Raw genomic sequence first — 21,812 nt, 5'->3', positions numbered from 1 at the left:
CCGTGGTGCGGTAAAATACCGATTGGTCGCACCAGGGCAAGTCCGGTCCTGGATGCATGCCGGACAGACGCCGTCTGGGTCGGGAAAGACCTCGGGGCCGTGAGACCGTACTACCGGACTCACGAAGCGTCTGCACCGTCAGGTCTCTGCAGACGCGACTTGCTGGGCAAATTATAGGCAGAATGAAAGAGTTAGGCAAAATGTCCCGGCAACAGGCATTCGCGGATCGTGCCGCGATGATCGAAATCGACGACGAAGATGCGGGGCAACGCATCGACAACTTCTTGCTGCGCGTCTGTAAAGGCGTGCCGAAGAGTCATGTCTACCGCATCTTGCGATCGGGCGAAGTCAGGGTAAACAAGGGGCGCATCGACGCAACATATCGGCTGGTCAGCGGCGACACCGTCCGCGTGCCGCCGATACGCACGGCCACGAATGGGACCGAAGAGGACGGTGCGGCACCGGCGCGCAGTGCGTATGTGCCGGCCGCCGACTTTCCGATCCTGTTCGAAGATCCGCACCTGCTGGTCATCGATAAACCGGCGGGGGTGGCGGTGCACGGCGGCAGCGGCGTCAGTCACGGCGTCATCGAGCAGCTGCGCGCGGCGCGTCCCGATGCGCGTTTCCTCGAGTTGGTGCACCGGCTCGACCGCGAGACGTCGGGCATCCTGATGCTGGCAAAGAAGCGCGCGGCGTTGACGCATCTGCATGCGCAATTGCGCGAGAACCAGACCGACAAGCGTTATCTGGCCTGTGTCCGTGCGCCGGAGGGCGGGTGGCGGGACGCCAAGCGGGTCGTCAAGGCCGCGCTGCACAAATACGTGAACGCCGAAGGGGAGCGCCGCGTGACGGTCAATCCCGAGGGGCAGGCCGCGCACACCGTGTTCACGCTGATCGAACGGTTCCGGACCGCCGATGGCCAGGGCGCGGGACGGCCGGTGGCGGGTGCGCCCGACGGCTTCGCGTTGGTGGAGGCGCAGTTGAAGACGGGCCGTACGCACCAGATCCGCGTGCATCTGGCGCATTTGGACGCGCCCATCGCCGGTGACGACAAATACGGGGACTTCGCCTTGAACAAGGCGCTGGGTCGGGCAAATGCCGATCCGGGCCTGAAGCGCATGTTTTTGCATGCGGCAAAATTGCGCATAACCCACCCGGCAACCGGAGAGCCGCTGCAATTCGAAGCCGCGCTCCCTGCCGAGTGCCAACGATTTCTGGTCCAATTGCGGGCTGCAGACTGAACCTTATTACGAAGCCGATGGCCAGAGACCGATACGACCTGATTGTGTTCGACTGGGACGGAACGCTCAGCGATTCGACCGCCCATATTGCCCATTGCCTGCAATCCGCCTGCCGGGACCTGCGGCTGCCGGTTCCGGGCGGCGATGCCGCGCGCTATGTGATCGGCCTGGGATTGCGCGATGCGTTGGAAACAGTCGCGCCCACGTTGGACCCCGTCGACTATCCCAAGCTCGTCGAGCGCTACAAATATCACTTTGTCTCGGGCGAGCCGCATCTTGCGTTGTTCGACGGCGCGCGCGATATGCTGGAATCGCTGCGCGAGGCCGGCTATTTCCTGGCGGTCGCGACCGGCAAGAGCCGCGTGGGCCTGACGCGGGCGCTGGCGCAGACGCGGCTGGCGACGCTGTTCGATGCCACGCGCTGCGCCGACGAAACGTTTTCCAAGCCGCATCCGGCGATGTTGCAGGAATTGATGCGCGAGCTCGGACAGGATGCCGACCGGACGGTGATGATTGGCGATACGACGCACGATCTGCAGATGGCGATCAATGCCGGCGTCGCCGGCATCGGCGTGACCTACGGCGCGCATCGTCCGGAGCCTTTACTGGCGCTGGCGCCGCGTTTTTGCGCCAATTCGGTGGCCGAGTTGCACGCATGGCTGACTTCCAACGGTTGATGGCGAGCCGACACGCGGTAAAACAGGCTGTAAGCGATCCGTACCGGATCTGACAAGGGGCGCCAGAGAAGATGAATGTGGATGACAACGGCCGGACCACGGTCGAGCGGGAACCGGTGTGGCGCGCGGCAGGTAGCGGCGCCGAAGCGCCGTCGATGTCTTCCTCTGCGGCCCCGGGCCCGGTGACGAACGCCGGATACGGCGCCGGCAGCGGTGGCGCGAGCGGCGCCAGCGATGGCAGCAATGGCGGCAATGGCGGCAATGGCGGCAATGGCGGCAATGGCGGCGGTGATGGCCCGTACGGACCGCCGGGCAACGGCGTTCCCCCGGGGCCGCAAGGGCCTTTCGGCCCCCGCGGCGACGGCTGGGCCAGCGAGGCACTGGCGAATGCGGCGCTGGCCGCGATTCGCGAGCAGCGTGCCGCACGACGCTGGCGCATTTTCTTCCGGCTGATCTGGTTGGCGATCGTCGTGGCGATCCTCGTCGGCGTTTTTTGGATGCGTGAAGACCGCAAGCCGGTGGTCGACGCCAGCAGCAAGTTCACGGCCGTCGTCACCTTGACTGGCGTCATCGCGGCCAACACGCAGGCCAGTTCCGACAATATCGACGCCTCGCTGGAAGCGGCCTTCAAGAATCCGGGCACGGCCGGCATCGTATTGAAGATCAACAGCCCGGGCGGCAGTCCGGTGGAAGCGGGCATCATCAATCGCAACCTGACCCGCTTGCGCAAGCAGTACCCGAAGATTCCGGTCTATGCGGTGATCGGCGACGTCGGCGCATCGGGCGCTTACTATGTCGCCGTCGCGGCGGACAAGATCTACGTCGATCAGGCCAGTATCGTCGGGTCGATCGGCGTGATCATGGAGGGCTTCGGCTTCCCTGGCCTGCTCGACAAGCTGGGCGTGGAGCGGCGAGTGCAGACGGCTGGCGTCAACAAGGCGATCGGCGATCCGTTCTCGCCGCAGACTGACGACCAGAAGCAACGGCTGCAAGTGATGCTCGATGGCATTCATCAGCAGTTCATCACCGCCGTCAAACAGGGCCGCGGCAGCCGCTTGCATGAAACGCCGGATATGTTCTCCGGTGCCTTCTGGGACGGCGAGCAGAGTATTCAGATGGGCTTGGCCGACGCGCTCGGCGACACCGGCAGCGTGGCGCGCGATGTGATCAAGGTCGAGCGCACCCGTGACTTCACCGTCAAGGACAGCCTGGCCGATCGGGTTGCGCGTCGTCTCGGTACGTCGTTGGGGGCCTCGCTGGGTGCGGCGGCCGTCGGCGAGGTGATCGACAGCGCGAATACGCTGCGCTAAGCCGGTCAGCCGCGCCGCCGTCGGCGGCACGGACAGTCAGGGCGCCGATGGCACGCACTGCCTCGGCGCCTTTTCTATTAGTGCGCCAGCATCAGGAAGATGGCGGGTCGCTTCCCCATATCCGGGCGCTGTGCGGCCGCGAGGGCGCGCCATTGGGCCAGCGTTAGCGTCACGATCTGTTCCGTCGGCAGCGTCAGGTCGGCAGCGAAGCAGAGGTGCGTTTGCGGCGCGCAGGCTGCCAACAGCGCGTCGAGCATGGCCGCATTGCGATACGGCGTCTCGATGAAAAGCTGCGTTTGACGCTGCGCCCGTGATTGCTTTTCCAGCTCGCGCAGCCGTTGCGTCCGTTCCGCCGCGTCGGTCGGCAGATAGCCGTGAAACGCAAAGCGCTGGCCGTCCAGCCCCGATGCCATCAGTGCGAGCAAAATCGAGCTCGGCCCGACCAGCGGCGCGACGCGAATCCCGAGCGCGTGCGCACGCCGTACCAGCAGGGCGCCGGGATCGGCGACGGCCGGACAGCCGGCGTCCGACACCAGGCCGCCATCGTGGCCTTGCAGTAACGGCGCCAGCATGGCATCGAGGACGGCATCCGAGGGCGAGGATTGCGTGCGGATATTCAGCTCGCTGATCTGGATGTCCTGAATCGGGATCTCGGTGCCCACGCGCTTCAGAAAGGCGCGCGTGGCTTTCGCATTTTCCCCGACGATATAGCGCAGACGCTGCGCGACGGCCCGCACCGGGTCGGGCAATACCTGGCGCAGCGCGGCGTCGTCGCCTTCGCCAAGGGTATTCGGAATCAGATACAAGGTGCCCGCTTGGCTCATGAAAATCTCTCGTTTTTTTGATACGGGTGAGGCGCGGAGGCTGTGGCCCGCATCTTAGCCGCAAGCGGCCAGTTCGAACAACGGGATGCCGGCCTGCAGCAGCCAGCCGCTGACGGTCACCAACGGCAAACCGATCAAGGCGGTGGGGTCGTCGCTCTGAACGTGGTCGAGCAGGGCGATACCGAGGCCCTCAGCCTTGGCGCTGCCCGCCACGTCGTAGGGCCGCTCTGCACGGAGGTAGGCGTCGAGAGTCGCATCGTCGACATCGCGCATCGTCACCGTCGTCAGCACATCGGCGGTCTGGCAGGGCGCACGGTCCGCCGCGGCGCTGCGTCCGTCGAGCAGACACACGGCGGTATGGAAAACGATCCGTCGCCCCCGCATTTGCTGCAGCTGGGCCAGCGCCCGCGCATGGTCGCCCGGCTTGCCCAATTGGACGCCCTCGCAGACGGCGACCTGATCGGAGCCGATGACCAGTGCGCCGACATGGCGCCCCGCGACGGCACGCGCTTTCGCGATGGCGAGCCGCATCGCGGTGTCGGGCGGAGACTCGTCCGCGCGCGGTGTTTCATCGAGATCCGGCGTGTCGCACACAAACGGCAGCCGTAGCCGCGACAGCAATTCGGCGCGATAGCGCGAGCCGCTGGCTAGCACGAGGGCCGGCGCCTTATCGGGCGTACGCGCAGCGGCGGACGCTTCCGGGGCGCCTGCGACGAGGCCGGGACGGGGGGCGGATAGCAGATCGGACATAGGGCAAAACCTGCGATAACTACTTGACGGGAAACAACTCGCATCTTACTATTTTCTGTTTTTCGCCGGGCAGGGTTGGCGCGGAGACTGTAATGGGTGGGAACGGCACGGGAAACAAGGCGGGAATGCCGGGAAGCGAAGCGGATTCGCCGATGTCCGGGCAGGGCGCCGACCGGCCTGATCACGCCGAGCGTGATGGCGGCGATGTCGCGTCGACGGCGGCCCACGGTACGGGACGATCCCGCGCCGAGGCATTGCGCGCCTTCGACCTCGAAGCCTTTATCCGCGCTGCCCGAGAAACGCGGGGCGTGGTGCCACTGTCGGCATTGCCGCGCGTGGCGGATTTGATGCCCGCCGACGCGCCGGCCGAAGCGGCCGATTCGCCGCTACGCTGGCATGCCGAAGGGGAGATGCGCAAGGTCCTGCGCCGACGCAGCGGCTTCCTGCCCGCATCGAGCGCGGCGGCCCGCCCGGCACGGGGCGAGGGCGACAGCGCCGAGAAAACGGTGGGCGCCTTCCAGGCGACCGAGCCGCATCTGACGGTGACCATCGAGGGCGCCGTCTGGCTCGAATGCCAGCGTTGCATGCAGCCGTTTTCCTGGCCCGTATCGGTGGAAGCCGGCTATCGCGTGGCGCGGGACGAGCGGCAGGCCGACTCCCTGGCGGGCGACGACGCGGAGGACGATGTCATAGTCGGCTCGGCGGATTTCGATCTGCTCGACCTGATCGACGAGGAAATCGTGCTGTCCCTGCCGATGGTGCCGAAACATCGTGTCTGCCCGGCCGTGCATGCGAGCGTCGTCAGCGGCGCCGACGGTGCCTTGGGGGTTGATCGCGTCGAAGATATCGATGCGCGGTTGGCGGACGCCGCCGGTGACGATCCGACGCCGCTGCCGGGCGAGCGCGTCGACATCTCCGCCGCATCGCCCGACGTGGCGGACGATGCGGATGCGTCGGCAGTGCCGCAGGCCGGGAAGGCCCGAGGCAAGCCCGGTGCGATAAAAGGGGGTGCCTCGGCCAGTGGGCCGACGCGCAAACCTTTCGCATCGGCATTGGCGGGATGGAAGGCGGCGGCCGGCGACAAGTCTGAAAGTGTCGATCGCGGCCAGTCGGATCAGGGATCCGATACGTCTGATCCAAGCGGCAAGAACTAAGACGAGCGCTCGCATAGCGGTTGAGGGAAGGATCGGCGGTCGAATGCACCGCGTTTTCCCTGATCCGGGCGAGCGATCACAGCAGAATACGAGGCGGCCGCAATGGCGACCGCGTCGTCCCGATGTTGCATCGATGCAGCATCGGTTATCCCGACGCGGCCTGGCCGACTGGCGGTTCGTCAGCGGTGCATCGAGTTGTGTTAGAATTCGCACCCTATTTAGGAGCATTTCATGGCAGTCCAGCAAAACAAGAAGTCGCCGTCGAAGCGCGGCATGCACCGTTCGCACGATTTCATCGAAGCCGCACCGCTGGCTGTCGATGCTACGTCGGGTGAAACGCACCGTCGTCACCACATCAGCCCGAACGGTTTCTACCGTGGCAAAAAAGTCGTTAAGACCAAGAACGACTGATTGTCTTGAAGGCACGAACCGATGTTCGTCTGCCGCTGTCCGGTTTCAGGCCGGATAGGGCGGTTGTACCGCGGTTATCCGTTGCCTGGCTGTCAATCGCCGACGCTTGTCATTCGATGTCTGCCGTCAGGTGGGCGCGGGCGAGCGTCTTGCGTGTTCCCGATGTTTGGCGTAATACGAACACATTGTCCAAAGCGATGATGCTGTCCCGATGGCCATTCCACTCGAAGGGGTGCCTGCGCGTCGATGCGCCGGCACTCGGGATCGCGTATTGTGGTTGGCAGGCTTTCCCGATTTTTCGTGACGCCTCCCGCTTGCGGCCTGTGCGACCCGTCAGCTTGCTGACCTGTCGCCGTCTGCTCGCGGGCGCTGTGCTTGCATCGAAAGATGCTGCGTGGCGCCTGGCGTGCTCCGGTAATTCCTCGCGCCTTTCCCCGGGCGCGGTGCACGCATGACCGTAAAAATCACCATTGATTGCATGGGCGGCGACTTCGGCCCGTCCGTGACCGTGCCGGCCGCGGTCGAATTCGCCCGTGACCACGACGATGTCGAGCTGATCCTGGTTGGCCAGGAAGCAGCGGTCCAGGCACAACTGGCGAAATGCAAGGCTGTCGGCGCGCCGCGCCTGCGGGTGGTGAATGCCACCGAAGTCGTCAGTTCCGACGATCCGGTCGAAGTCGCGCTGCGGCGCAAGAAAGACTCTTCGATGCGTGTCGCCCTGAACCTCGTCAAGGAAGGGCAGGCGCAGGCTTGCGTGTCGGCGGGCAATACCGGCGCGCTGATGGCCGTCTCGCGCTATGTCCTAAAAACGCTTGCCGGCATCGAACGTCCGGCGCTGGCGACGCTGATGCCGAACGAGAAGGGCTTCACGACGGTGCTCGATCTGGGCGCGAACGTCGATTGCGAACCGCAGCATCTGCTGCAGTTCGCCGAGATGGGTCACGCGCTCGTTTCCGCGACGGAGAACAAGGATCGGCCTACGGTCGGCTTGCTCAATATCGGCGAGGAAGTGATCAAGGGCAACGACGTGATCAAGCGCGCCGGCGAATTGCTGCGCGCGAGCACTTTGAACTTCTACGGCAACGTCGAGGGTAACGACATCTTCAAGGGCACGACCGATATCGTCGTCTGCGACGGCTTTGTCGGCAACGTCGCGTTGAAGACGTCCGAAGGCCTGGCGCAGATGCTCTCGCGCATCATCAAGGAAGAGTTCAGCCGCTCGATCTTCACCAAGTTACTAGCGGTGCTGGCCTGGCCAGTGCTCTCGCAAGTACGCAAACGCGTGGATCACCGCCGATACAGCGGCGCCGCCTTGCTCGGCCTGCGCGGCATCGTCATCAAGAGCCATGGCTCGGCCGATGCCTACGCTTTCGGCTGGGCGCTGAAACGCGGGTATGATGCGGTAAAGAACGGGGTGCAGTCACGGCTCGAAAAGGCGCTCGAGGAAAATGTCGATCCGCTCGGCCTGCAGGCCAGAGTAACGCCGATTTCGGCGGCAACGGCGGTCTCGGAGACGCCGGCTGCCGTGACGGTCCCGCTTGCCGTTCCCGGCGAAACGCTTTCCGCAAAGGCATGATGGCTTCAACCAGCGACTCCCTTCGTTCGTCTCCCCGTTACGCCCGCATCGTCGGCACCGGCAGTTACCTGCCCGCCAACCGTGTATCGAATCAGGCGCTGACGGAACAACTGGCCGCGCGCGATATCGAAACCAGCGACGAGTGGATCGTCGCGCGTACCGGTATCCGAGCCCGTTATTTCGCCGCGCCGGATGAGCGCACCAGCGATCTGGCGGTCGAGGCAGCCAAGCAGGCGATTGCCGCCTCCGGCCTCGGCAAGGAGCAGATCGACCTCATCATCGTCGCGACGTCGACGCCGGATTTCGTGTTCCCGAGTACGGCTTGCCTGGTGCAACAGAAACTCGGTATCGCGAACGGCAGCGCGGCATTCGACGTGCAGGCGGTCTGTTCCGGCTTCGTCTATGCCTTGTCGACTGCCGATGCGTATATCCGCAGTGGCATGTACGACAATGTGCTGGTGATCGGCGCCGAAACGTTCTCGCGCATTCTCGATTTCAACGACCGTACCACCTGCGTGCTGTTTGGCGATGGCGCCGGCGCCGTGATGCTGTCCGCTTCGGAAACGCCGGGCGTGCTGGCCAATGCCTTGCATGCGGACGGCAGCCAGTCCGACATCCTGTGCGTGCCGGGTCATGTCAGCGGCGGCGTGGTGGCTGGCAATGCCTTCCTGCACATGGATGGCCAGGCCGTGTTCAAATTGGCGGTCAACGTGCTTGGCAAGGTGGCGGTCGAGGTGCTCGAAAAGGCCGGAAAGACGGCCGACGACATCGATTGGCTGATCCCGCATCAGGCCAATATCCGCATCATGGAAGGCACGTGCCGCAAGCTGCGCCTGCCGCTCGACAAGATGGTCGTGACGGTGGACGAACACGGCAACACGTCGGCGGCCTCCATCCCGTTGGCGCTCGATGTGGCGGTTCGCGATGGCCGCATCAAGCCGGGTCAGCTGGTGATGGTGGAAGGCGTCGGCGGCGGGTTTACCTGGGGCGCCTCGCTGCTCCACATGTAATGTCTACAATGGCTCGGATCGATGGCGATCCGGCCTGATTCGATCGCTGTTGTTCGACGCTTTTATTCGATTGTTTGTCGCCCCCTGTGCGCGGGATGCCCGGTGTCGGCATTCTGGACGGGCGGTGTGGCATGCTGCGTAACGCGCGGCGCAACCCAATTAAAGACGCATATGACTTTCGCCTTTGTTTTTCCCGGTCAAGGATCGCAATCCGTCGGCATGCTCGACGCCTTCGCCGATAACGCGGTGGTGCGCGAGACGCTGCAGGAAGCGTCCGATGCCCTTGGCTTCGATGTGGCGGCGATGATCGCCGCCGGTCCGGCCGATGCGCTGAACCTGACGACGAACACGCAGCCGGTGATGCTAAGCGCCGCCTACGCGATCTATCGCGTATGGCAGACCGCCGGCGGCCCGGCGCCGAGCGTCGTCGCGGGCCATAGCCTGGGCGAGTACACGGCCCTGGTGGCCGCGGGTGCCTTGAGCTTTGCCGATGCGGTGCAATTGGTGCGTTTCCGCGCCGATGCGATGCAGTCGGCGGTGCCGGTGGGCGTGGGCGGCATGGCGGCGATCCTCGGTCTCGACGACGACACGGTGCGGGCAGTCTGCGACGAAGCAGCGCAGGCGGCCGGTGCCGGCGAAGTGGTCGAAGCGGTGAATTTCAACGCGCCGTCCCAGGTCGTGATCGCCGGCTCCAAGGCCGGCGTGGAAAAAGCGTGCGAAATCGCCAAGGCGCGGGGCGCGAAACGCGCGTTGCCGCTGCCGGTTTCGGCGCCATTTCACTCGTCGTTGCTGAAACCCGCATCGGATCGCTTGCGCGAGCGGCTATCTGACGTTACGATCCGCACGCCGGCCATTCCTGTGGTCAACAACATCGACGTCGCCGTGGTCAGCGACCCGGACGGCATCCGTGAGGCGCTGGTGCGCCAGGCATCGGGACCGGTGCAATGGGTGCAGTGCGTCCAGGCGATCGCGCGGATGGATGTCCGCACGATCATCGAGTGTGGCCCGGGCAAGGTGTTGAGCGGCCTGACCAAGCGCATCGACCCGGAGCGGGCGGGTGCGGGGATCAGCGACCCTGCCTCGCTCAGCGACGCATTGGCGGCGATCTCGGGCCAGGCCTGAGCCAACGCGGCGGCGATGCGCGACGCGGCGGCAGCAGGCGCGTAGGTCGCGGGCATCCCGGGCCGAGCGCGCGGTGGGCCGGCGGAATGGCAGCAAACGAATCACAAAAGGGTGCACGCGAATTTTCATGGAAAAGATGCTCGACAATCAGATCGCATTGGTGACCGGCGCTTCGCGCGGCATCGGCCGGGCCGTGGCGCTCGGGCTGGCAAAAGCTGGCGCGACGGTGATCGGTACGGCCACCTCGCAGGCGGGTGCCGATGGCATCACCGCGGCGTTGACCGAAGCGGGCCTGAAAGGGCGCGGTGTGGTGCTGAATGTCAACGACGCACCGGCAGCGGATGCCTTGATCGATACGATCGTCAAGCAGGACGGTCGTCTGGATGTGCTGGTGAACAACGCCGGCATCACGCGCGATCAGCTGATCATGCGGATGAAGGACGAAGACTGGGACGACGTGATCGACACGAATATGAAGGCGGTGTTCCGCCTGTCCCGTGCCGTGATTCGCCCGATGATGAAGGCGCGCACGGGCCGCATCATCAATATCACATCGGTCGTGGGTGCCGCCGGCAATGCCGGACAGGTCAACTACGCGGCAGCGAAGGCCGGCGTGGCCGGCCTGACGCGCTCGTTGGCTCGCGAAGTGGGTAGCCGCGGCATCACCGTGAATTGTGTAGCACCTGGATTTATCGCAACAGACATGACAGCGGAACTCGGCGAGGCGCAGCAGACGGCGCTGAAGGCGCAGATTCCGTTGGGCCGCCTGGGCAGTACCGACGACATCGCCCACGCGGTCGCGTTTCTGGCATCGCCGCAGGCGGCATATATCACCGGTACGACGTTGCACGTCAACGGCGGTATGTTTATGGGGTAGGGAGCCCGATTGGCAAGCGTCTTTTGTCCGCGGTTCGCCGCGGTGGCGTTTTCCAGTCGCCCATCACGCGGAGGCGATGCTTTCAGCGGTTACAAACCTGCTAAAATGCGCGCACTCGCAATTTGAACTTATATTTCCTCCTGGAGGCCTGAATGGACAACATCGAACAGCGCGTCAAAAAGATCGTCGTCGAGCAACTCGGCGTTGGTGAGTCGGAAGTCAAGAATGAGGCTTCGTTCGTCAACGACCTGGGCGCTGACTCGCTGGACACGGTGGAACTGGTGATGGCACTGGAAGACGAATTCGGAATGGAAATTCCGGACGAAGCTGCCGAGAAGATCACGACCGTGCAACAAGCGATCGATTACGCTCGCGCGAACGTGAAGGCCTGATTTCGGGCACACTGGCATTCCGGATATGCCGGGACCGCACACGCATCGATCATCGATCCGCGTGTTGCATCCCGGGGCGAGCCGCCAGAGGGATGTTAGGCAACGGAACGTCGTGTCGGCACGGGTCTCGGTTGAGATGAGACTGCAGTGCCGTGCAGCCGATCGTTCCGGGCCGATCAAACAGGGCCACGAGAGTGACAGGGCGTGTCCTGTTGCTGTCGTGGCTTTTGTTTTTTATTGCGTGTTATGAAACTCAAGAGGTCAATGTGAGTCGCCGTGTCGTTGTTACGGGCCTTGGGCACATTTCCCCAGTCGGCAATACCGTTGTCGATGGATGGGCCAATCTGGTCGCCGGCAAGACCGGCATTGCCAACATCACCAAATTCGACGCGGAAGCGGTCGACGCAAACGGGAACAAGAAGTACAAGACCCGTTTTGCTGGTGAGGTGAAGGATTTCGACGCCGAGCAGTACATTCCGGCGAAGGAATTGAAGATGATGGACACCTTCATCCACTACGGCATTGCCGCAGGGATGCAGGCGATGCAAGACAGCGGCCTAGTGGTCACCGAGGCCAATGCCGAGCGCATCGGTGTCATCGTCGGTTCCGGTATTGGCGGTCTGCCGCGGATCGAAGAAACGCAGATGATCCTGGCCGAAAAAGGCCCGGGACGTATCTCGCCGTTCTTCGTGCCGGGCTCGATCATCAATATGGTCGCCGGCCATCTGTCGATCAAGTTCGGCCTGAAGGGTCCGAACCTCGCCATCGTCACTGCCTGCACGACCGGCACGCATTCCATCGGCGACGCGTTCCGCGCGATCGTCTACGGTGAAGTGGATGCGATGCTGGCCGGCGGCACCGAAGCCACGGTCTCGCCGCTCGGTATCGGCGGATTCGCCGCGGCGCGTGCCTTGTCGCAGCGCAACGACGATCCGGCGACGGCCAGCCGGCCGTGGGACACGGAGCGCGATGGTTTCGTGCTCGGTGAAGGTGCCGGCGTGCTGATGCTCGAAGAGTATGAGCATGCGAAGGCCCGTGGCGCGAAGATCTATTGCGAAGTTATCGGCTATGGTCGCAGCAGCGACGCGCATCATATGACGGCACCGCCGGAAGATGGTGACGGCGCCCGCCGCGCGATGGTGTTGGCTATGCGCGATGCCAAGATCGATCCGAGCAAGATCGACTACATCAACGCCCATGGCACGTCCACCGGGCTGGGCGATGTGGCCGAGACGATCGCGATCAAGCGGGCACTCGGCGACCACGCACAGAAAGTTGTCGTGAACTCGACGAAGTCGATGACCGGTCACTTGCTGGGCGCCGCGGGCGGTATTGAAGCGGTGTACTCGGTCTTGGCGATTCATCACCAGATGTCGCCACCCACCATCAATATCTTCAATCAGGATATCGAAGGGGGCTGTGACCTCGACTACTGCGCGAATGTGGCACGGCCGATGAAGATCGACTATGCGATGTCGAATTCGTTCGGCTTCGGCGGTACCAACGGCACGCTCGTCTTCGCGAAGATCTGACGAACGGCCATATCGCGTCCCGACAGGGAACGCGATCGCTCCCGAGCTGTCTGACACCGGCGTTCCGCGTAAGCGGGCGCCGGTGTTTGCATTGGGCGGACGGAAGGGAGCAGCAGGGATGCGGGTCGATATCGCAGGTTCGCGCTGCATGCGCTGGGGCCGGGGAAGCGTAATCGCACTCGGCACCGCCGCGTGGGCCCAGATCGGTGTGCTGCGCGGCGGTAGTGTCGGCGGTTGGCTGGCAGGGCTGATGTTTCTGGCGCTGGTCGCCTGCCTTCTTGCGCTTGCCCCGCATCGTCAGCGTCGACATTACACACGGCTGGTCCTCCTCGGCCATGCCGACGCGCGCTTGTACTGGCGCGCGGCGCCGTTATGGCGATGGCAAAATGCCCGGCTGCGCCTGCTGGCTGGCTGCCGGCGTCATGGGGCGCATAAGGAAGGTTTGTCGGTGCCTGAGGCGTCGAAGGCGGGGCCGGCAGCCGACGGCGTCGACGAAGTGTGTATTGTTGAGATGGTGCAGTGGGGCGGTCTCTGTCTCTGGTTGACCGTCTGCCCGCGCTATCCGGGCGGCCAGTCGGCCGCGCATGCCGCACCGGGCGGACGGCGCTCTCGGACCGAGGAAGGCGGGGCGCCGGCGCGATTTTGCCTATGCCTGCCTGCCGATACCATGACGCCGGAACGCTTTCATGCGCTGTGCGCGCGGTGCCAGGCGATGCGGCGCGGCGCCGGATTTCTGTCGCCCTGGTGAAGGCCGGCTCGGGTGGCATCGAAAGGGATGAAGGGGATGCAGTGAAACGGCTACAATTTTCCAGAGACGCCTGGGCGAACCGGGCGGACGCAAAGGACGTGGACGCACGGTGAGTGAAAAAGATATCGATCAGGAACTGGTAGAACGCGTGCAACGCGGCGACAAAGTGGCTTTCGAGCTGCTCGTCGGCAAGTACCAGCGCAAGATCGTGCGTCTGATCTCGCGTCTCGTGCGCGATCCGTCGGAGGTCGAGGATGTCGCGCAGGAGGCTTTCATCAAGGCGTACCGCGCGATTCCCCAATTTCGAGGCGAATCGGCGTTCTATACCTGGCTTTACCGGATTGCCGTCAACACGGCGAAGAACTATTTGGCGAGTCAAGGACGTCGTGCGCCTACCGCGACCGACACAGATAGTGAAGATGCGGAAACTTTTGACGATGCGAGCCTTCTAAGGGATATCAACACGCCGGAATCGGTGTTGATGAGCAAGCAGATCGCTGAAACGGTGAATGCCGTGATGGCGGGATTGCCGGAGGAATTGCGTAATGCGATCGCGCTGCGCGAAATCGACGGTCTGAGTTACGAAGAGATCGCCGAGCTGATGCAATGTCCGATTGGCACGGTACGGTCGCGGATCTTTCGTGCCCGCGAGGCGATCGCGACGAAGCTGCGGCCGATGCTGGAGCGGCAAAGCGGGAAGCGTTGGTAGAATAAGGGAGCTTCGGGACGGTGGCGCTGGTGCACAATGCAACGGCGTGATCGTCCCGGTGCAGTCCGGGCGTTCGTCCCGACGCGGCGCGGCAATGACTGAAATCGGGCGTTGCCGCGCCGGGTACGGGGCGGGCCACAAGGAGTGTCGATGAAGCAGGATGCGATGAGAGCGACAGGAATGAGCAAGGACGGCCAGATCGGACAAGGCGACAGCGGTGCCACGGGTCAGTCCGTCGCACTACCGTCGGATGGCGCGAATTGGGCGGGTGGCGAGCGCGACTCGCTGGCCCAGCGTTTTGCCGAACGCCTGTCGGCCGCCATTGACGGCGAGGCGCCGTTGACGACCGGGAGCACGGGCGGTCCGGCTTTTGCGTCCTGGACGACGACGCAAAAGCAAGATTGGTCGGTATATCACCTGATCGGCGATGCGCTGCGCTCCGACGACCTTGCCCATGCGCATCGCGGCGGCTGGGATTTCGCCGCACGGTTCTCCGCGCGATTGGCGGAGGAGCCGACGATCGTGGCACCGCAGCGCGCCGAAACTCCCTGGGACGATCGGCGTGCCGGTGCCGCCGCCGCCGCGCCTGCCGGCACCGTGGGCGATGCGTTCCGGCATCATGAACGCGGCGCCGGGCAGCGCGGGGCGGCAGGTCAGCTGGCGGGCTGGCTCGGCGGGCGACGTCGCATGCCGGCCGCGGCGGCCGCCGCAGCAGCCGTCGTCACGCTGGCCTGGGCGTTGACGCCAGGTTGGCATGCCGGCTCGTCCAGTACCACTGCGGCGCCGACGACGCTGGCATCAACGGGCAACTGGCAAAGGGTGAACCTGGGCGGTGACCGGGATCTCGACCCGTATCTCGCCGCGCATCAGGAATTTGCGTCCGATCGTGGCAGCCTGGGCTATGTCGCCTACGCTGGGGCGGGGCGCTGATCGGATGAGAGGGTGCGGTCGGAGCCTAGGCGGCGGGCAGATGCGCCGTGCGGGTCGCCGTGCAGCGCGCGGCGTGATTTCGGCGGGCGCGCTGCCGTTGGCATGGGCATTGGTGGCGGCGCTATGGAGCGTCGGTGCGAATGCGACGCCAGCGCCCGTGACGCCGGCACCCAGCAGCGGTGCCACGCGCGCCGCAATGGTGCCGGCGTCGGCGTCGACGACCACCACAGGGAACACAGCCGCGGCGCCGACGATGGCTCGCGCAGCCGCGTTGTTGGCGGGATTGAACGCCGCGGCCGAGCATCGCCCCTATGAGGGCACCTTTGTCTTTCAACGCGGTGCATCGGTTCGCTCCTCGCGGATCGTGCATATGGCCGACGGTCAGGGCCAGTTTCAGCGCATCGACAGTCTCGACGGTGAGGCGCGTTGGGTCATCGAGCACGATGACGACCTTTACACGTACCTGCCCGCGAGCAAGACGGTCATCGTCGATCGGCGCCGCAAGGGGCAGGATAATTTTCCGGCCATGCTGTCGGCGGACAGCGCGCTGGTCCTCCAGCACTACATGCTCGCGCTCGACGGCAGCGACCGTGTCGCCGGCGTCGACTGCGTGGTCCTGACGCTGGCGCCGCGTGACGCTTACCGCTTCACCTATCGACTATCCGTCGATCCTGCGACGGGCCTGTTGATCAAGGCGCAGACGCTTGACGCGCAGGGTCAGGTGCTGGAGCAGGTGGCTTTTTCCCAGATTCGACAGGCGGGACCGGACAAGGCGACCGTGCAATCGTTGCACACGGCTGTTATCGATATGAAACGGGGCGATGCCGGCGTCGGATGGAAAATCGTCCGTGCGCCGTCGGCGGATGTCGATCTTGCCAAAGCGGGTTGGTCGCTCGACCCGGGTGTGGTCGGTTTCCGCAAGATGTTGGAATTGCGACGTCCGATGGCGGCGCGCCAGGCCGGCGCGCCGCCTGTACCGGTGGATCAGGCCGTCTTCAGCGACGGCGTGACGGCGGTGTCTTTGTTTATCGAGCCGGTGGGCACTAGCGATCGCAAGCAGGGCCAAGGCCAGTCGGGCGCCACGCATCTGCTGGCCGAGCGCCACGGGGATTTTTGGGTCACGCTGATTGGCGAGGTGCCGGCGGAAACGCTGCGTCGCTTTGCCGATGCGATCCAATTCACGCCCGGCGCCGCCACCCGTTCCGACGCCACAAAAGGCGGCGCCGCGTGACCGGGATGCTATGCTGCGACGTTTGCGCGGTCTTCCAGTCTGCGCCGCCCCGGGCCCTGCGGTCGCTTCCCGTTTCTGCCGCGGGCCGGATCATCCGGCCGGTGTCCTACCCACTGCCTGTTCCCTTGCCGTCCACGATTCGCCGATGAGCTGTACGCTTTCCCACGACCTCGGGCGACACCCGAGACCGCTGCTTGCGTCGCTGTCCCGGAAGCTCGCGCCTTGTGTAGGCGCCGGTTTGCTGGGTCTGTCCGTGCTCGTCGCGCCAGGCGCGTATGCCGCCCCGGAGACGCAGCAAGGCCACGCGACGACCGATATCACGACCACCGGTTCCGCGACGGCATCCGAGACCGCCCGGTCAGCGCAAAGCCAAGGCACGACCTCGCCGGGCGGCCGGAGCGCTGCGCGGTCAGTCGCCGGACCCGCCGCGTCGGCGCCATCGGTCGCGCCGGTGACACGGACCGGCAAGGGCGCGGTTCGCGCGGCCGATTCGACGGGCGCGCTGGGGGCGGGTAATGCCGTCGGCTCGCGTGCAACCGTGCCGGGCGCGGCTTCGGGCTTGCCGCAGGGTACCGTTCTCATCAGACCCTTTGTCGCGCCGCCGCCGGCCTTATCGCCTTTCAGTACCGTCGTGCCGCCGTTGGCCGCGTCGCAGGCGGGACTGCAGCCTGTGCCGTCGGTCCAGGTGGCGCCCAGCGGCATGGTGCCATCGACGGCCATACCGGGTTCGGTCGGTGTGCCGGGTATCGCCGGCGCGCGACTCGTCCCGAATGTGATTCCCGGCGCGCCGCCGATGTTGTTGCTGCCGGATTTCGCGTCGTTGGTCGACCGGGTCGGGCCAGCCGTCGTGAATATCCGCACGACGCAACGGGTGCCGTTGGCGCCGGCGGGAAGTCGCTCGCGTCGCGGCGGGGCCGGTGACGGCGCGCGTGGCGGTCAACCCGGTGGCGCCGATGGCAGCGGCGACGGCTCGCCATCGAGCCCATCGGACGATATGTCCGAGTTCTTCAAGCGCTTCTTCGGTATTCCCTTGCCGCCGGGCATGTTCGACAAGGGCGGCGCGTCGGGAAATGGCGGCGCCGACAACGCGCCGGCCGAAGTCGAGCGCGACAATGGTGTCGGCTCGGGCTTCATCCTGTCCGCCGATGGTTTTGTAATGACCAATGCCCACGTGGTCCAGGGCGCCGATGCCATCTACGTCACGCTGACGGACCGGCGCCAGTACAAGGCGCGCTTGATCGGCGTCGATAAACTGACTGACGTCGCCGTGGTCAAGATCGATGCGAAGAACCTGCCCGCGGTAACGATCGGCGATTCGTCGGATGTCCGCGTCGGCGAGTGGGTGCTCGCGATCGGCTCGCCCTTTGGCCTCGAAAACACGGTCACCGCGGGCATCGTCAGCGCGAAAAGCCGCTACACCGGTGAATACTTGCCCTTCATTCAGACCGATGTGGCGGTGAATCCCGGCAATTCCGGCGGCCCGCTGATCGATCTTCAGGGCAATGTGATCGGCATCAATTCGCAGATCTACAGTAACAGTGGCGGTTTCATGGGCATTTCCTTCTCGATTCCGATCGACGAGGCGATGCGCGTCGCCAATCAGCTCGAGAAGAGCGGCGTGGTCACCCGCGGGCGGATCGGCGTCATGATCGGACCGGTCACCGCCGATGTTGCCGAGGCATTGAATCTGCCGCGTGCCGAAGGGGCGCTGGTCACCGGCACCGTCGCCGACAGCCCGGCGCGCAAGGGGGGACTGTTGCCTGGCGACATCATCCTGAACTATGACGGCCGGGCCATCGACCAGTACGGCGAGCTGCCGCGGCTGGTCGGCGCGGCCACGCCGGGTACCGATGCGCCGTTGACCGTCTGGCGCAAGGGTCGCACGCGCACGCTGACGGTGACGGTTGCCCAGCAAGAAAATGCCAGTGTGCCGATGGGCGCCGCCGCGGCGCGACCGGACACGTCGTCGCGCGCGCTGACGTCGAATCCGCTGGGCCTGCGTGTCGCCGATCTCACCGAAGCGCAGGCGCGGACGCTCGGTTCCCGCAACGGCGTGCAGGTGGTGGCGAGCGAGGGACCGTCGCTGACGGCCGGCATCATGAAGGGCGATATCCTGCTGCGCGTCGGCGACACCGATATCGCCGATCAACGCCAGTTCGATGCGCTGGCGGCGCGCCAAGGCGGCGATCGGCCGCTGGCCTTGCTGGTGCAGCGCGGCGATCTGGCGACCTTCGTGCCGGTGGTCCCACGCGCCGCGCGGCATTGAATCCGTCGGCGTTATGCCGCGGGTTTCTCGCCGCCCTCGCCGGTAGGGGGGAATTGGGCTAGAATGCCGGGATTCCTTCCAGCGCAGGCGCGCCCGGCTGTGGTATGCGGCAGCGCATCCGGGACCGTTCAGCGGTCCACCTCGCTCGGCCGCCAGGTCGCTCCCCGCGACGTGTTTGTAGCGTGCGGCGGGCGATGCCCTGTTTGTTATACCCTGTTGACGCATAGACAGCATGCTCGCCGGGCCATTCCGTTTTCAGCGCGCTTGCGCGCTGATTGCAATGCGCTTGCGACCTGCCCCGCGCCGGAACGCCTTTCTTTTTGACCCGTCCGAATGGATCACATCCGCAATTTTTCGATCATCGCGCACATCGACCACGGTAAGTCGACGCTCGCGGACCGCATCATCCAACTCTGCGGCGGCCTGTCCGACCGCGAGATGGAGGCGCAGGTTCTCGACTCGATGGACCTCGAGCGCGAACGCGGCATCACGATCAAGGCGCAGACCGCAGCGCTAAGCTACCGCGCCCGTGATGGCAAGGTGTACAACCTGAACCTGATCGACACGCCGGGCCACGTCGACTTCTCCTATGAAGTCAGCCGCTCGCTGTCTGCCTGCGAAGGCGCGCTGCTGGTCGTCGACGCCAGTCAGGGCGTGGAAGCCCAGACGGTGGCGAACTGCTACACGGCGCTCGAGCTGGGCGTGGAAGTGGTACCGGTCTTGAACAAGATCGATCTGCCGGCCGCCGATCCCGACAACGCGATCTCCGAGATCGAAGACGTCATCGGCATCGAAGCGACCGATGCCGTGCATTGCAGCGCGAAGACCGGCCTTGGTGTCGAGGACGTGCTGGAATCGTTGATTCTCAAGGTACCGCCGCCGAAGGGCGACCCGAGCGCGCCGTTGCAGGCGCTGCTGGTCGACTCCTGGTTCGACAACTATGTCGGCGTCGTGATGTTGGTACGAATCATGAACGGCACGTTGCGTGCGAAGGACCGCATCGAACTGATGGCCAATGGGGCCCAGTATCCGGTGGAATCGGTTGGCGTGTTCGCACCGAAGTCGCGACCGCTCGAAAGCCTGTCGGCCGGGCAGGTGGGCTTCATCATCGCCGGCATCAAGGAATTGGCGGTTGCCAAGGTGGGCGATACGATCACGCTGGCGAACCGCCGCGCGCCCGCCGCGTTGCCGGGCTTCAAGGAAGTCAAGCCGCAGGTGTTCGCCGGTCTGTATCCGGTCGAGTCGAATCAATACGACGCCTTGCGGGAATCGCTGACGAAGCTGAAGCTGAACGATGCCGCGCTGCAGTTTGAGCCGGAAGTGTCGCAGGCGCTGGGCTTTGGTTTCCGTTGCGGCTTCCTGGGCCTGCTCCATATGGAGATCGTCCAGGAGCGGCTCGAGCGCGAATTCGATATGGATCTCATCACCACGGCGCCGACCGTGGTCTACGAGGTCGTGAAGCGCGACGGCGAGACGATCATCGTCGAGAACCCGTCGAAGATGCCGGATCCGACCTTTATCGAGGAAATCCGCGAACCGATCGTCACCTTGAATCTGTACCTGCCGCAGGAGTACGTCGGTTCGGTGATCACGCTCTGTACCGGCAAGCGCGGCCTGCAGACCAATATGGATTACCGCGGCAAGCAGGTCCAGTTGACCTATGAAATGCCGATGGCCGAGGTCGTGACGAATTTCTTCGATCGCTTGAAGTCGGTGTCGCGCGGCTATGCGTCGATGGACTACGAGTTCAAGGAATATCGGACCTCGGATGTCGTGAAAGTGGACATCCTGGTCAACGGCGATCGCGTTGATGCGTTGTCTGTCATTGTGCACCGCTCGCAATCGCAGTATCGCGGCCGCGAAGTGGCGGCGAAGATGCGTGAGATCATCCCGCGCCAGATGTACGACGTGGCCTTGCAGGCCGCGATCGGACCGAATATCGTGGCGCGGGAAAACATCAAGGCCCTGCGCAAGAACGTGTTGGCCAAGTGCTATGGTGGCGACATCTCGCGGAAGAAGAAGCTGCTGGAAAAGCAGAAGGCCGGCAAGAAGCGGATGAAGCAGGTGGGTAGCGTAGAGATTCCGCAGGAGGCGTTCCTTGCCATCCTGCAGGTGGACGACAAATAACGGAAATGCCGCATGAACTTCGAGTTGATTTTGCTGTTGTTGGTCGTGCTCACCGGTTTGGCATGGATTGCGGATAAGGTGGTGTTTCAACCGTCGCGTCGCCGTCAAGCGGATGCCGCAGTCGTCGAATTCGATCGCCAACAGGCAGCAGCCGGCCCGGCGGGGGCCCTTTCCCTCTCCGACGCGCCGGCCGAGCGCGCTCGCCGTCACGACGAAAAACTGCGTCAGCCCTGGTGGCTCGAATATTCGGCCAGCTTCTTTCCGGTGATTCTGGCGGTCTTTGTGGTGCGCTCCTTCGTGATCGAACCGTTCAAGATTCCGTCGGGTTCGATGATCCCGACGCTGTTGGTTGGCGATTTCATCCTGGTCAACAAGTTCGACTACGGCCTGCGCATGCCGGTCTTCGATACGAAGATCGTGCCGGTGGGCGAGCCGAAGCGCGGCGACGTCGTCGTGTTCCGCTATCCGAAGGATCCGTCGATCGACTACATCAAGCGCGTGATCGGCGAGCCGGGCGATGTCGTGGCCTACGAGAACAAGCGCTTGACGATCAACGGTCAGCCGATCGCGCAAACGTCGCTGCCGGATTATTTCGACACGGATCGCGTGTCCTATTCGAAGCAATTCGAGGAAACGATCGACGGCCGCAAGAATGCCATCCTGAATTCGCCGCAGATTCCGCCGTACATCCTCGGCGCGGACGATTTCCCGTTCAAGCAGAACTGCCAATATGACAGTGCTGGCGTGACCTGCAAGGTCCCGGCAGGACACTATTTCATGATGGGCGACAACCGTGACGACAGTGCGGACAGTCGTTACTGGGGCTTCGTGCCGGAGAAGAATATCGTCGGCAGAGCCTTCTTCGTCTGGATGAATTTCTCGAACTTGAAGCGGATTGGTTCGTTCCATTGATGGCGCAGTTGGA

The 21,812-nt window shown here is 64.4% G+C and carries 20 protein-coding genes; 18 read left to right on the top strand and 2 right to left on the bottom strand.

Going from position 1 to position 21,812, the window contains the following annotated elements; translation table 11 throughout:
- The first annotated feature begins 182 nt into the window (after positions 1-182).
- The 3 genes from ABEG21_RS11445 to ABEG21_RS11435 all read left to right on the top strand — a co-directional run bounded on the left by ABEG21_RS11445 (position 183) and on the right by ABEG21_RS11435 (position 3,228).
- Positions 183-1,241, top strand: a complete 1,059-nt coding sequence (locus tag ABEG21_RS11445; protein WP_347554724.1) for an RluA family pseudouridine synthase — start codon at positions 183-185, stop codon at positions 1,239-1,241.
- A 17-nt stretch (positions 1,242-1,258) separates the two neighbouring features.
- Positions 1,259-1,918 carry an HAD-IA family hydrolase gene (locus tag ABEG21_RS11440; RefSeq protein ID WP_347554723.1) on the top strand — a complete coding sequence of 220 codons (660 nt, stop codon included), beginning with the start codon at positions 1,259-1,261 and terminating at the stop codon, positions 1,916-1,918.
- Positions 1,919-1,989: 71 nt separating this feature from the next.
- Positions 1,990-3,228 carry a S49 family peptidase gene (locus tag ABEG21_RS11435; RefSeq protein ID WP_347554722.1) on the top strand — a complete coding sequence of 413 codons (1,239 nt, stop codon included), beginning with the start codon at positions 1,990-1,992 and terminating at the stop codon, positions 3,226-3,228.
- Between the two features lie 77 nt (positions 3,229-3,305).
- On the opposite strand, the gene ABEG21_RS11430 is transcribed toward ABEG21_RS11435, so the two are convergent.
- Positions 3,306-4,052, bottom strand: a complete 747-nt coding sequence (locus ABEG21_RS11430; protein ID WP_347554721.1) for an SAM-dependent methyltransferase — start codon at positions 4,050-4,052, stop codon at positions 3,306-3,308.
- Between the two features lie 54 nt (positions 4,053-4,106).
- Positions 4,107-4,802: a Maf family nucleotide pyrophosphatase gene (locus tag ABEG21_RS11425; RefSeq protein ID WP_347554720.1), complete on the bottom strand. Its 696-nt coding sequence runs from the start codon at positions 4,800-4,802 to the stop codon at positions 4,107-4,109.
- A gap of 92 nt (positions 4,803-4,894) precedes the next feature.
- Between ABEG21_RS11425 and ABEG21_RS11420 the strand changes: the two genes are divergently transcribed.
- The 15 genes from ABEG21_RS11420 to lepB all read left to right on the top strand — a co-directional run bounded on the left by ABEG21_RS11420 (position 4,895) and on the right by lepB (position 21,799).
- Positions 4,895-5,956 carry a DUF177 domain-containing protein gene (locus ABEG21_RS11420; protein WP_347554719.1) on the top strand — a complete coding sequence of 354 codons (1,062 nt, stop codon included), beginning with the start codon at positions 4,895-4,897 and terminating at the stop codon, positions 5,954-5,956.
- Positions 5,957-6,187: 231 nt separating this feature from the next.
- Complete coding sequence (gene rpmF / locus ABEG21_RS11415) at positions 6,188-6,367, top strand: 50S ribosomal protein L32 (RefSeq protein WP_347554718.1); 180 nt, start codon at positions 6,188-6,190, stop codon at positions 6,365-6,367.
- A 451-nt stretch (positions 6,368-6,818) separates the two neighbouring features.
- Complete coding sequence (plsX, locus tag ABEG21_RS11410; RefSeq protein ID WP_347554717.1) at positions 6,819-7,943, top strand: phosphate acyltransferase PlsX; 1,125 nt, start codon at positions 6,819-6,821, stop codon at positions 7,941-7,943.
- Positions 7,943-8,953 carry a beta-ketoacyl-ACP synthase III gene (locus ABEG21_RS11405; protein ID WP_347556747.1) on the top strand — a complete coding sequence of 337 codons (1,011 nt, stop codon included), beginning with the start codon at positions 7,943-7,945 and terminating at the stop codon, positions 8,951-8,953. Before plsX ends, ABEG21_RS11405 begins: the two co-directional genes overlap by 1 nt.
- Positions 8,954-9,124: 171 nt before the next feature.
- Entirely contained in the window at positions 9,125-10,075 is a 951-nt protein-coding gene (fabD, locus tag ABEG21_RS11400; RefSeq protein WP_347554716.1) for an ACP S-malonyltransferase, read from the top strand.
- 127 nt (positions 10,076-10,202) lie between these two features.
- Positions 10,203-10,952 (top strand): 3-oxoacyl-ACP reductase FabG, encoded by a 750-nt coding sequence (gene fabG / locus ABEG21_RS11395; RefSeq protein WP_347554715.1) that lies wholly within the window; start codon positions 10,203-10,205, stop codon positions 10,950-10,952.
- 152 nt (positions 10,953-11,104) lie between these two features.
- A complete protein-coding gene (acpP, locus tag ABEG21_RS11390) occupies positions 11,105-11,344 on the top strand; it encodes an acyl carrier protein (protein WP_347554714.1) in 240 nt (79 codons plus the stop codon).
- A gap of 266 nt (positions 11,345-11,610) precedes the next feature.
- Positions 11,611-12,876 carry a beta-ketoacyl-ACP synthase II gene (gene fabF / locus ABEG21_RS11385; RefSeq protein ID WP_347554713.1) on the top strand — a complete coding sequence of 422 codons (1,266 nt, stop codon included), beginning with the start codon at positions 11,611-11,613 and terminating at the stop codon, positions 12,874-12,876.
- A 118-nt stretch (positions 12,877-12,994) separates the two neighbouring features.
- Positions 12,995-13,624, top strand: a complete 630-nt coding sequence (locus ABEG21_RS11380; protein ID WP_347554712.1) for a hypothetical protein — start codon at positions 12,995-12,997, stop codon at positions 13,622-13,624.
- A 109-nt stretch (positions 13,625-13,733) separates the two neighbouring features.
- Positions 13,734-14,333: an RNA polymerase sigma factor RpoE gene (gene rpoE, locus ABEG21_RS11375; protein WP_347554711.1), complete on the top strand. Its 600-nt coding sequence runs from the start codon at positions 13,734-13,736 to the stop codon at positions 14,331-14,333.
- A gap of 150 nt (positions 14,334-14,483) precedes the next feature.
- Positions 14,484-15,263, top strand: a complete 780-nt coding sequence (locus ABEG21_RS11370) for an RseA family anti-sigma factor (protein ID WP_347554710.1) — start codon at positions 14,484-14,486, stop codon at positions 15,261-15,263.
- A 40-nt stretch (positions 15,264-15,303) separates the two neighbouring features.
- Positions 15,304-16,494: a MucB/RseB C-terminal domain-containing protein gene (locus ABEG21_RS11365; protein ID WP_347554709.1), complete on the top strand. Its 1,191-nt coding sequence runs from the start codon at positions 15,304-15,306 to the stop codon at positions 16,492-16,494.
- 700 nt (positions 16,495-17,194) lie between these two features.
- On the top strand, positions 17,195-18,760 hold the full coding sequence (locus tag ABEG21_RS11360; protein WP_347556746.1) for a Do family serine endopeptidase: 1,566 nt from the start codon (positions 17,195-17,197) through the stop codon (positions 18,758-18,760).
- 333 nt (positions 18,761-19,093) lie between these two features.
- Positions 19,094-20,887, top strand: a complete 1,794-nt coding sequence (lepA, locus tag ABEG21_RS11355) for a translation elongation factor 4 (RefSeq protein ID WP_347554708.1) — start codon at positions 19,094-19,096, stop codon at positions 20,885-20,887.
- Positions 20,888-20,899: 12 nt separating this feature from the next.
- A complete protein-coding gene (gene lepB / locus ABEG21_RS11350; protein WP_347554707.1) occupies positions 20,900-21,799 on the top strand; it encodes a signal peptidase I in 900 nt (299 codons plus the stop codon).
- The last annotated feature ends 13 nt before the right edge of the window (positions 21,800-21,812 follow it).

The sequence above is a fragment of the Robbsia sp. KACC 23696 genome (assembly GCF_039852015.1).
GTDB lineage: Bacteria > Pseudomonadota > Gammaproteobacteria > Burkholderiales > Burkholderiaceae > Robbsia.
The sequence above is the reverse complement of the archived record's forward strand: the minus strand, read 5'-3'. Positions and strand labels throughout refer to the sequence as shown.

Bases quoted from the DNA above. Each gene is read 5' to 3' on its own strand.
- ABEG21_RS11405 (WP_347556747.1), top strand. From the start codon at position 7,943: ATGGCTTCAACCAGCGACTCCCTTCGTTCGTCTCCCCGTTACGCCCGC.
- ABEG21_RS11445 (WP_347554724.1), top strand. From the start codon at position 183: ATGAAAGAGTTAGGCAAAATGTCCCGGCAACAGGCATTCGCGGATCGT.
- plsX (WP_347554717.1), top strand. From the start codon at position 6,819: ATGACCGTAAAAATCACCATTGATTGCATGGGCGGCGACTTCGGCCCG.
- ABEG21_RS11425 (WP_347554720.1), bottom strand. From the start codon at position 4,802: ATGTCCGATCTGCTATCCGCCCCCCGTCCCGGCCTCGTCGCAGGCGCC.
- lepB (WP_347554707.1), top strand. From the start codon at position 20,900: ATGAACTTCGAGTTGATTTTGCTGTTGTTGGTCGTGCTCACCGGTTTG.
- ABEG21_RS11430 (WP_347554721.1), bottom strand. From the start codon at position 4,052: ATGAGCCAAGCGGGCACCTTGTATCTGATTCCGAATACCCTTGGCGAA.
- ABEG21_RS11380 (WP_347554712.1), top strand. From the start codon at position 12,995: ATGCGGGTCGATATCGCAGGTTCGCGCTGCATGCGCTGGGGCCGGGGA.
- ABEG21_RS11370 (WP_347554710.1), top strand. From the start codon at position 14,484: ATGAAGCAGGATGCGATGAGAGCGACAGGAATGAGCAAGGACGGCCAG.
- ABEG21_RS11440 (WP_347554723.1), top strand. From the start codon at position 1,259: ATGGCCAGAGACCGATACGACCTGATTGTGTTCGACTGGGACGGAACG.
- ABEG21_RS11365 (WP_347554709.1), top strand. From the start codon at position 15,304: ATGCGCCGTGCGGGTCGCCGTGCAGCGCGCGGCGTGATTTCGGCGGGC.
- acpP (WP_347554714.1), top strand. From the start codon at position 11,105: ATGGACAACATCGAACAGCGCGTCAAAAAGATCGTCGTCGAGCAACTC.
- fabD (WP_347554716.1), top strand. From the start codon at position 9,125: ATGACTTTCGCCTTTGTTTTTCCCGGTCAAGGATCGCAATCCGTCGGC.
- ABEG21_RS11360 (WP_347556746.1), top strand. From the start codon at position 17,195: ATGGTGCCATCGACGGCCATACCGGGTTCGGTCGGTGTGCCGGGTATC.
- rpmF (WP_347554718.1), top strand. From the start codon at position 6,188: ATGGCAGTCCAGCAAAACAAGAAGTCGCCGTCGAAGCGCGGCATGCAC.
- ABEG21_RS11420 (WP_347554719.1), top strand. From the start codon at position 4,895: ATGGGTGGGAACGGCACGGGAAACAAGGCGGGAATGCCGGGAAGCGAA.
- fabG (WP_347554715.1), top strand. From the start codon at position 10,203: ATGGAAAAGATGCTCGACAATCAGATCGCATTGGTGACCGGCGCTTCG.
- lepA (WP_347554708.1), top strand. From the start codon at position 19,094: ATGGATCACATCCGCAATTTTTCGATCATCGCGCACATCGACCACGGT.
- ABEG21_RS11435 (WP_347554722.1), top strand. From the start codon at position 1,990: ATGAATGTGGATGACAACGGCCGGACCACGGTCGAGCGGGAACCGGTG.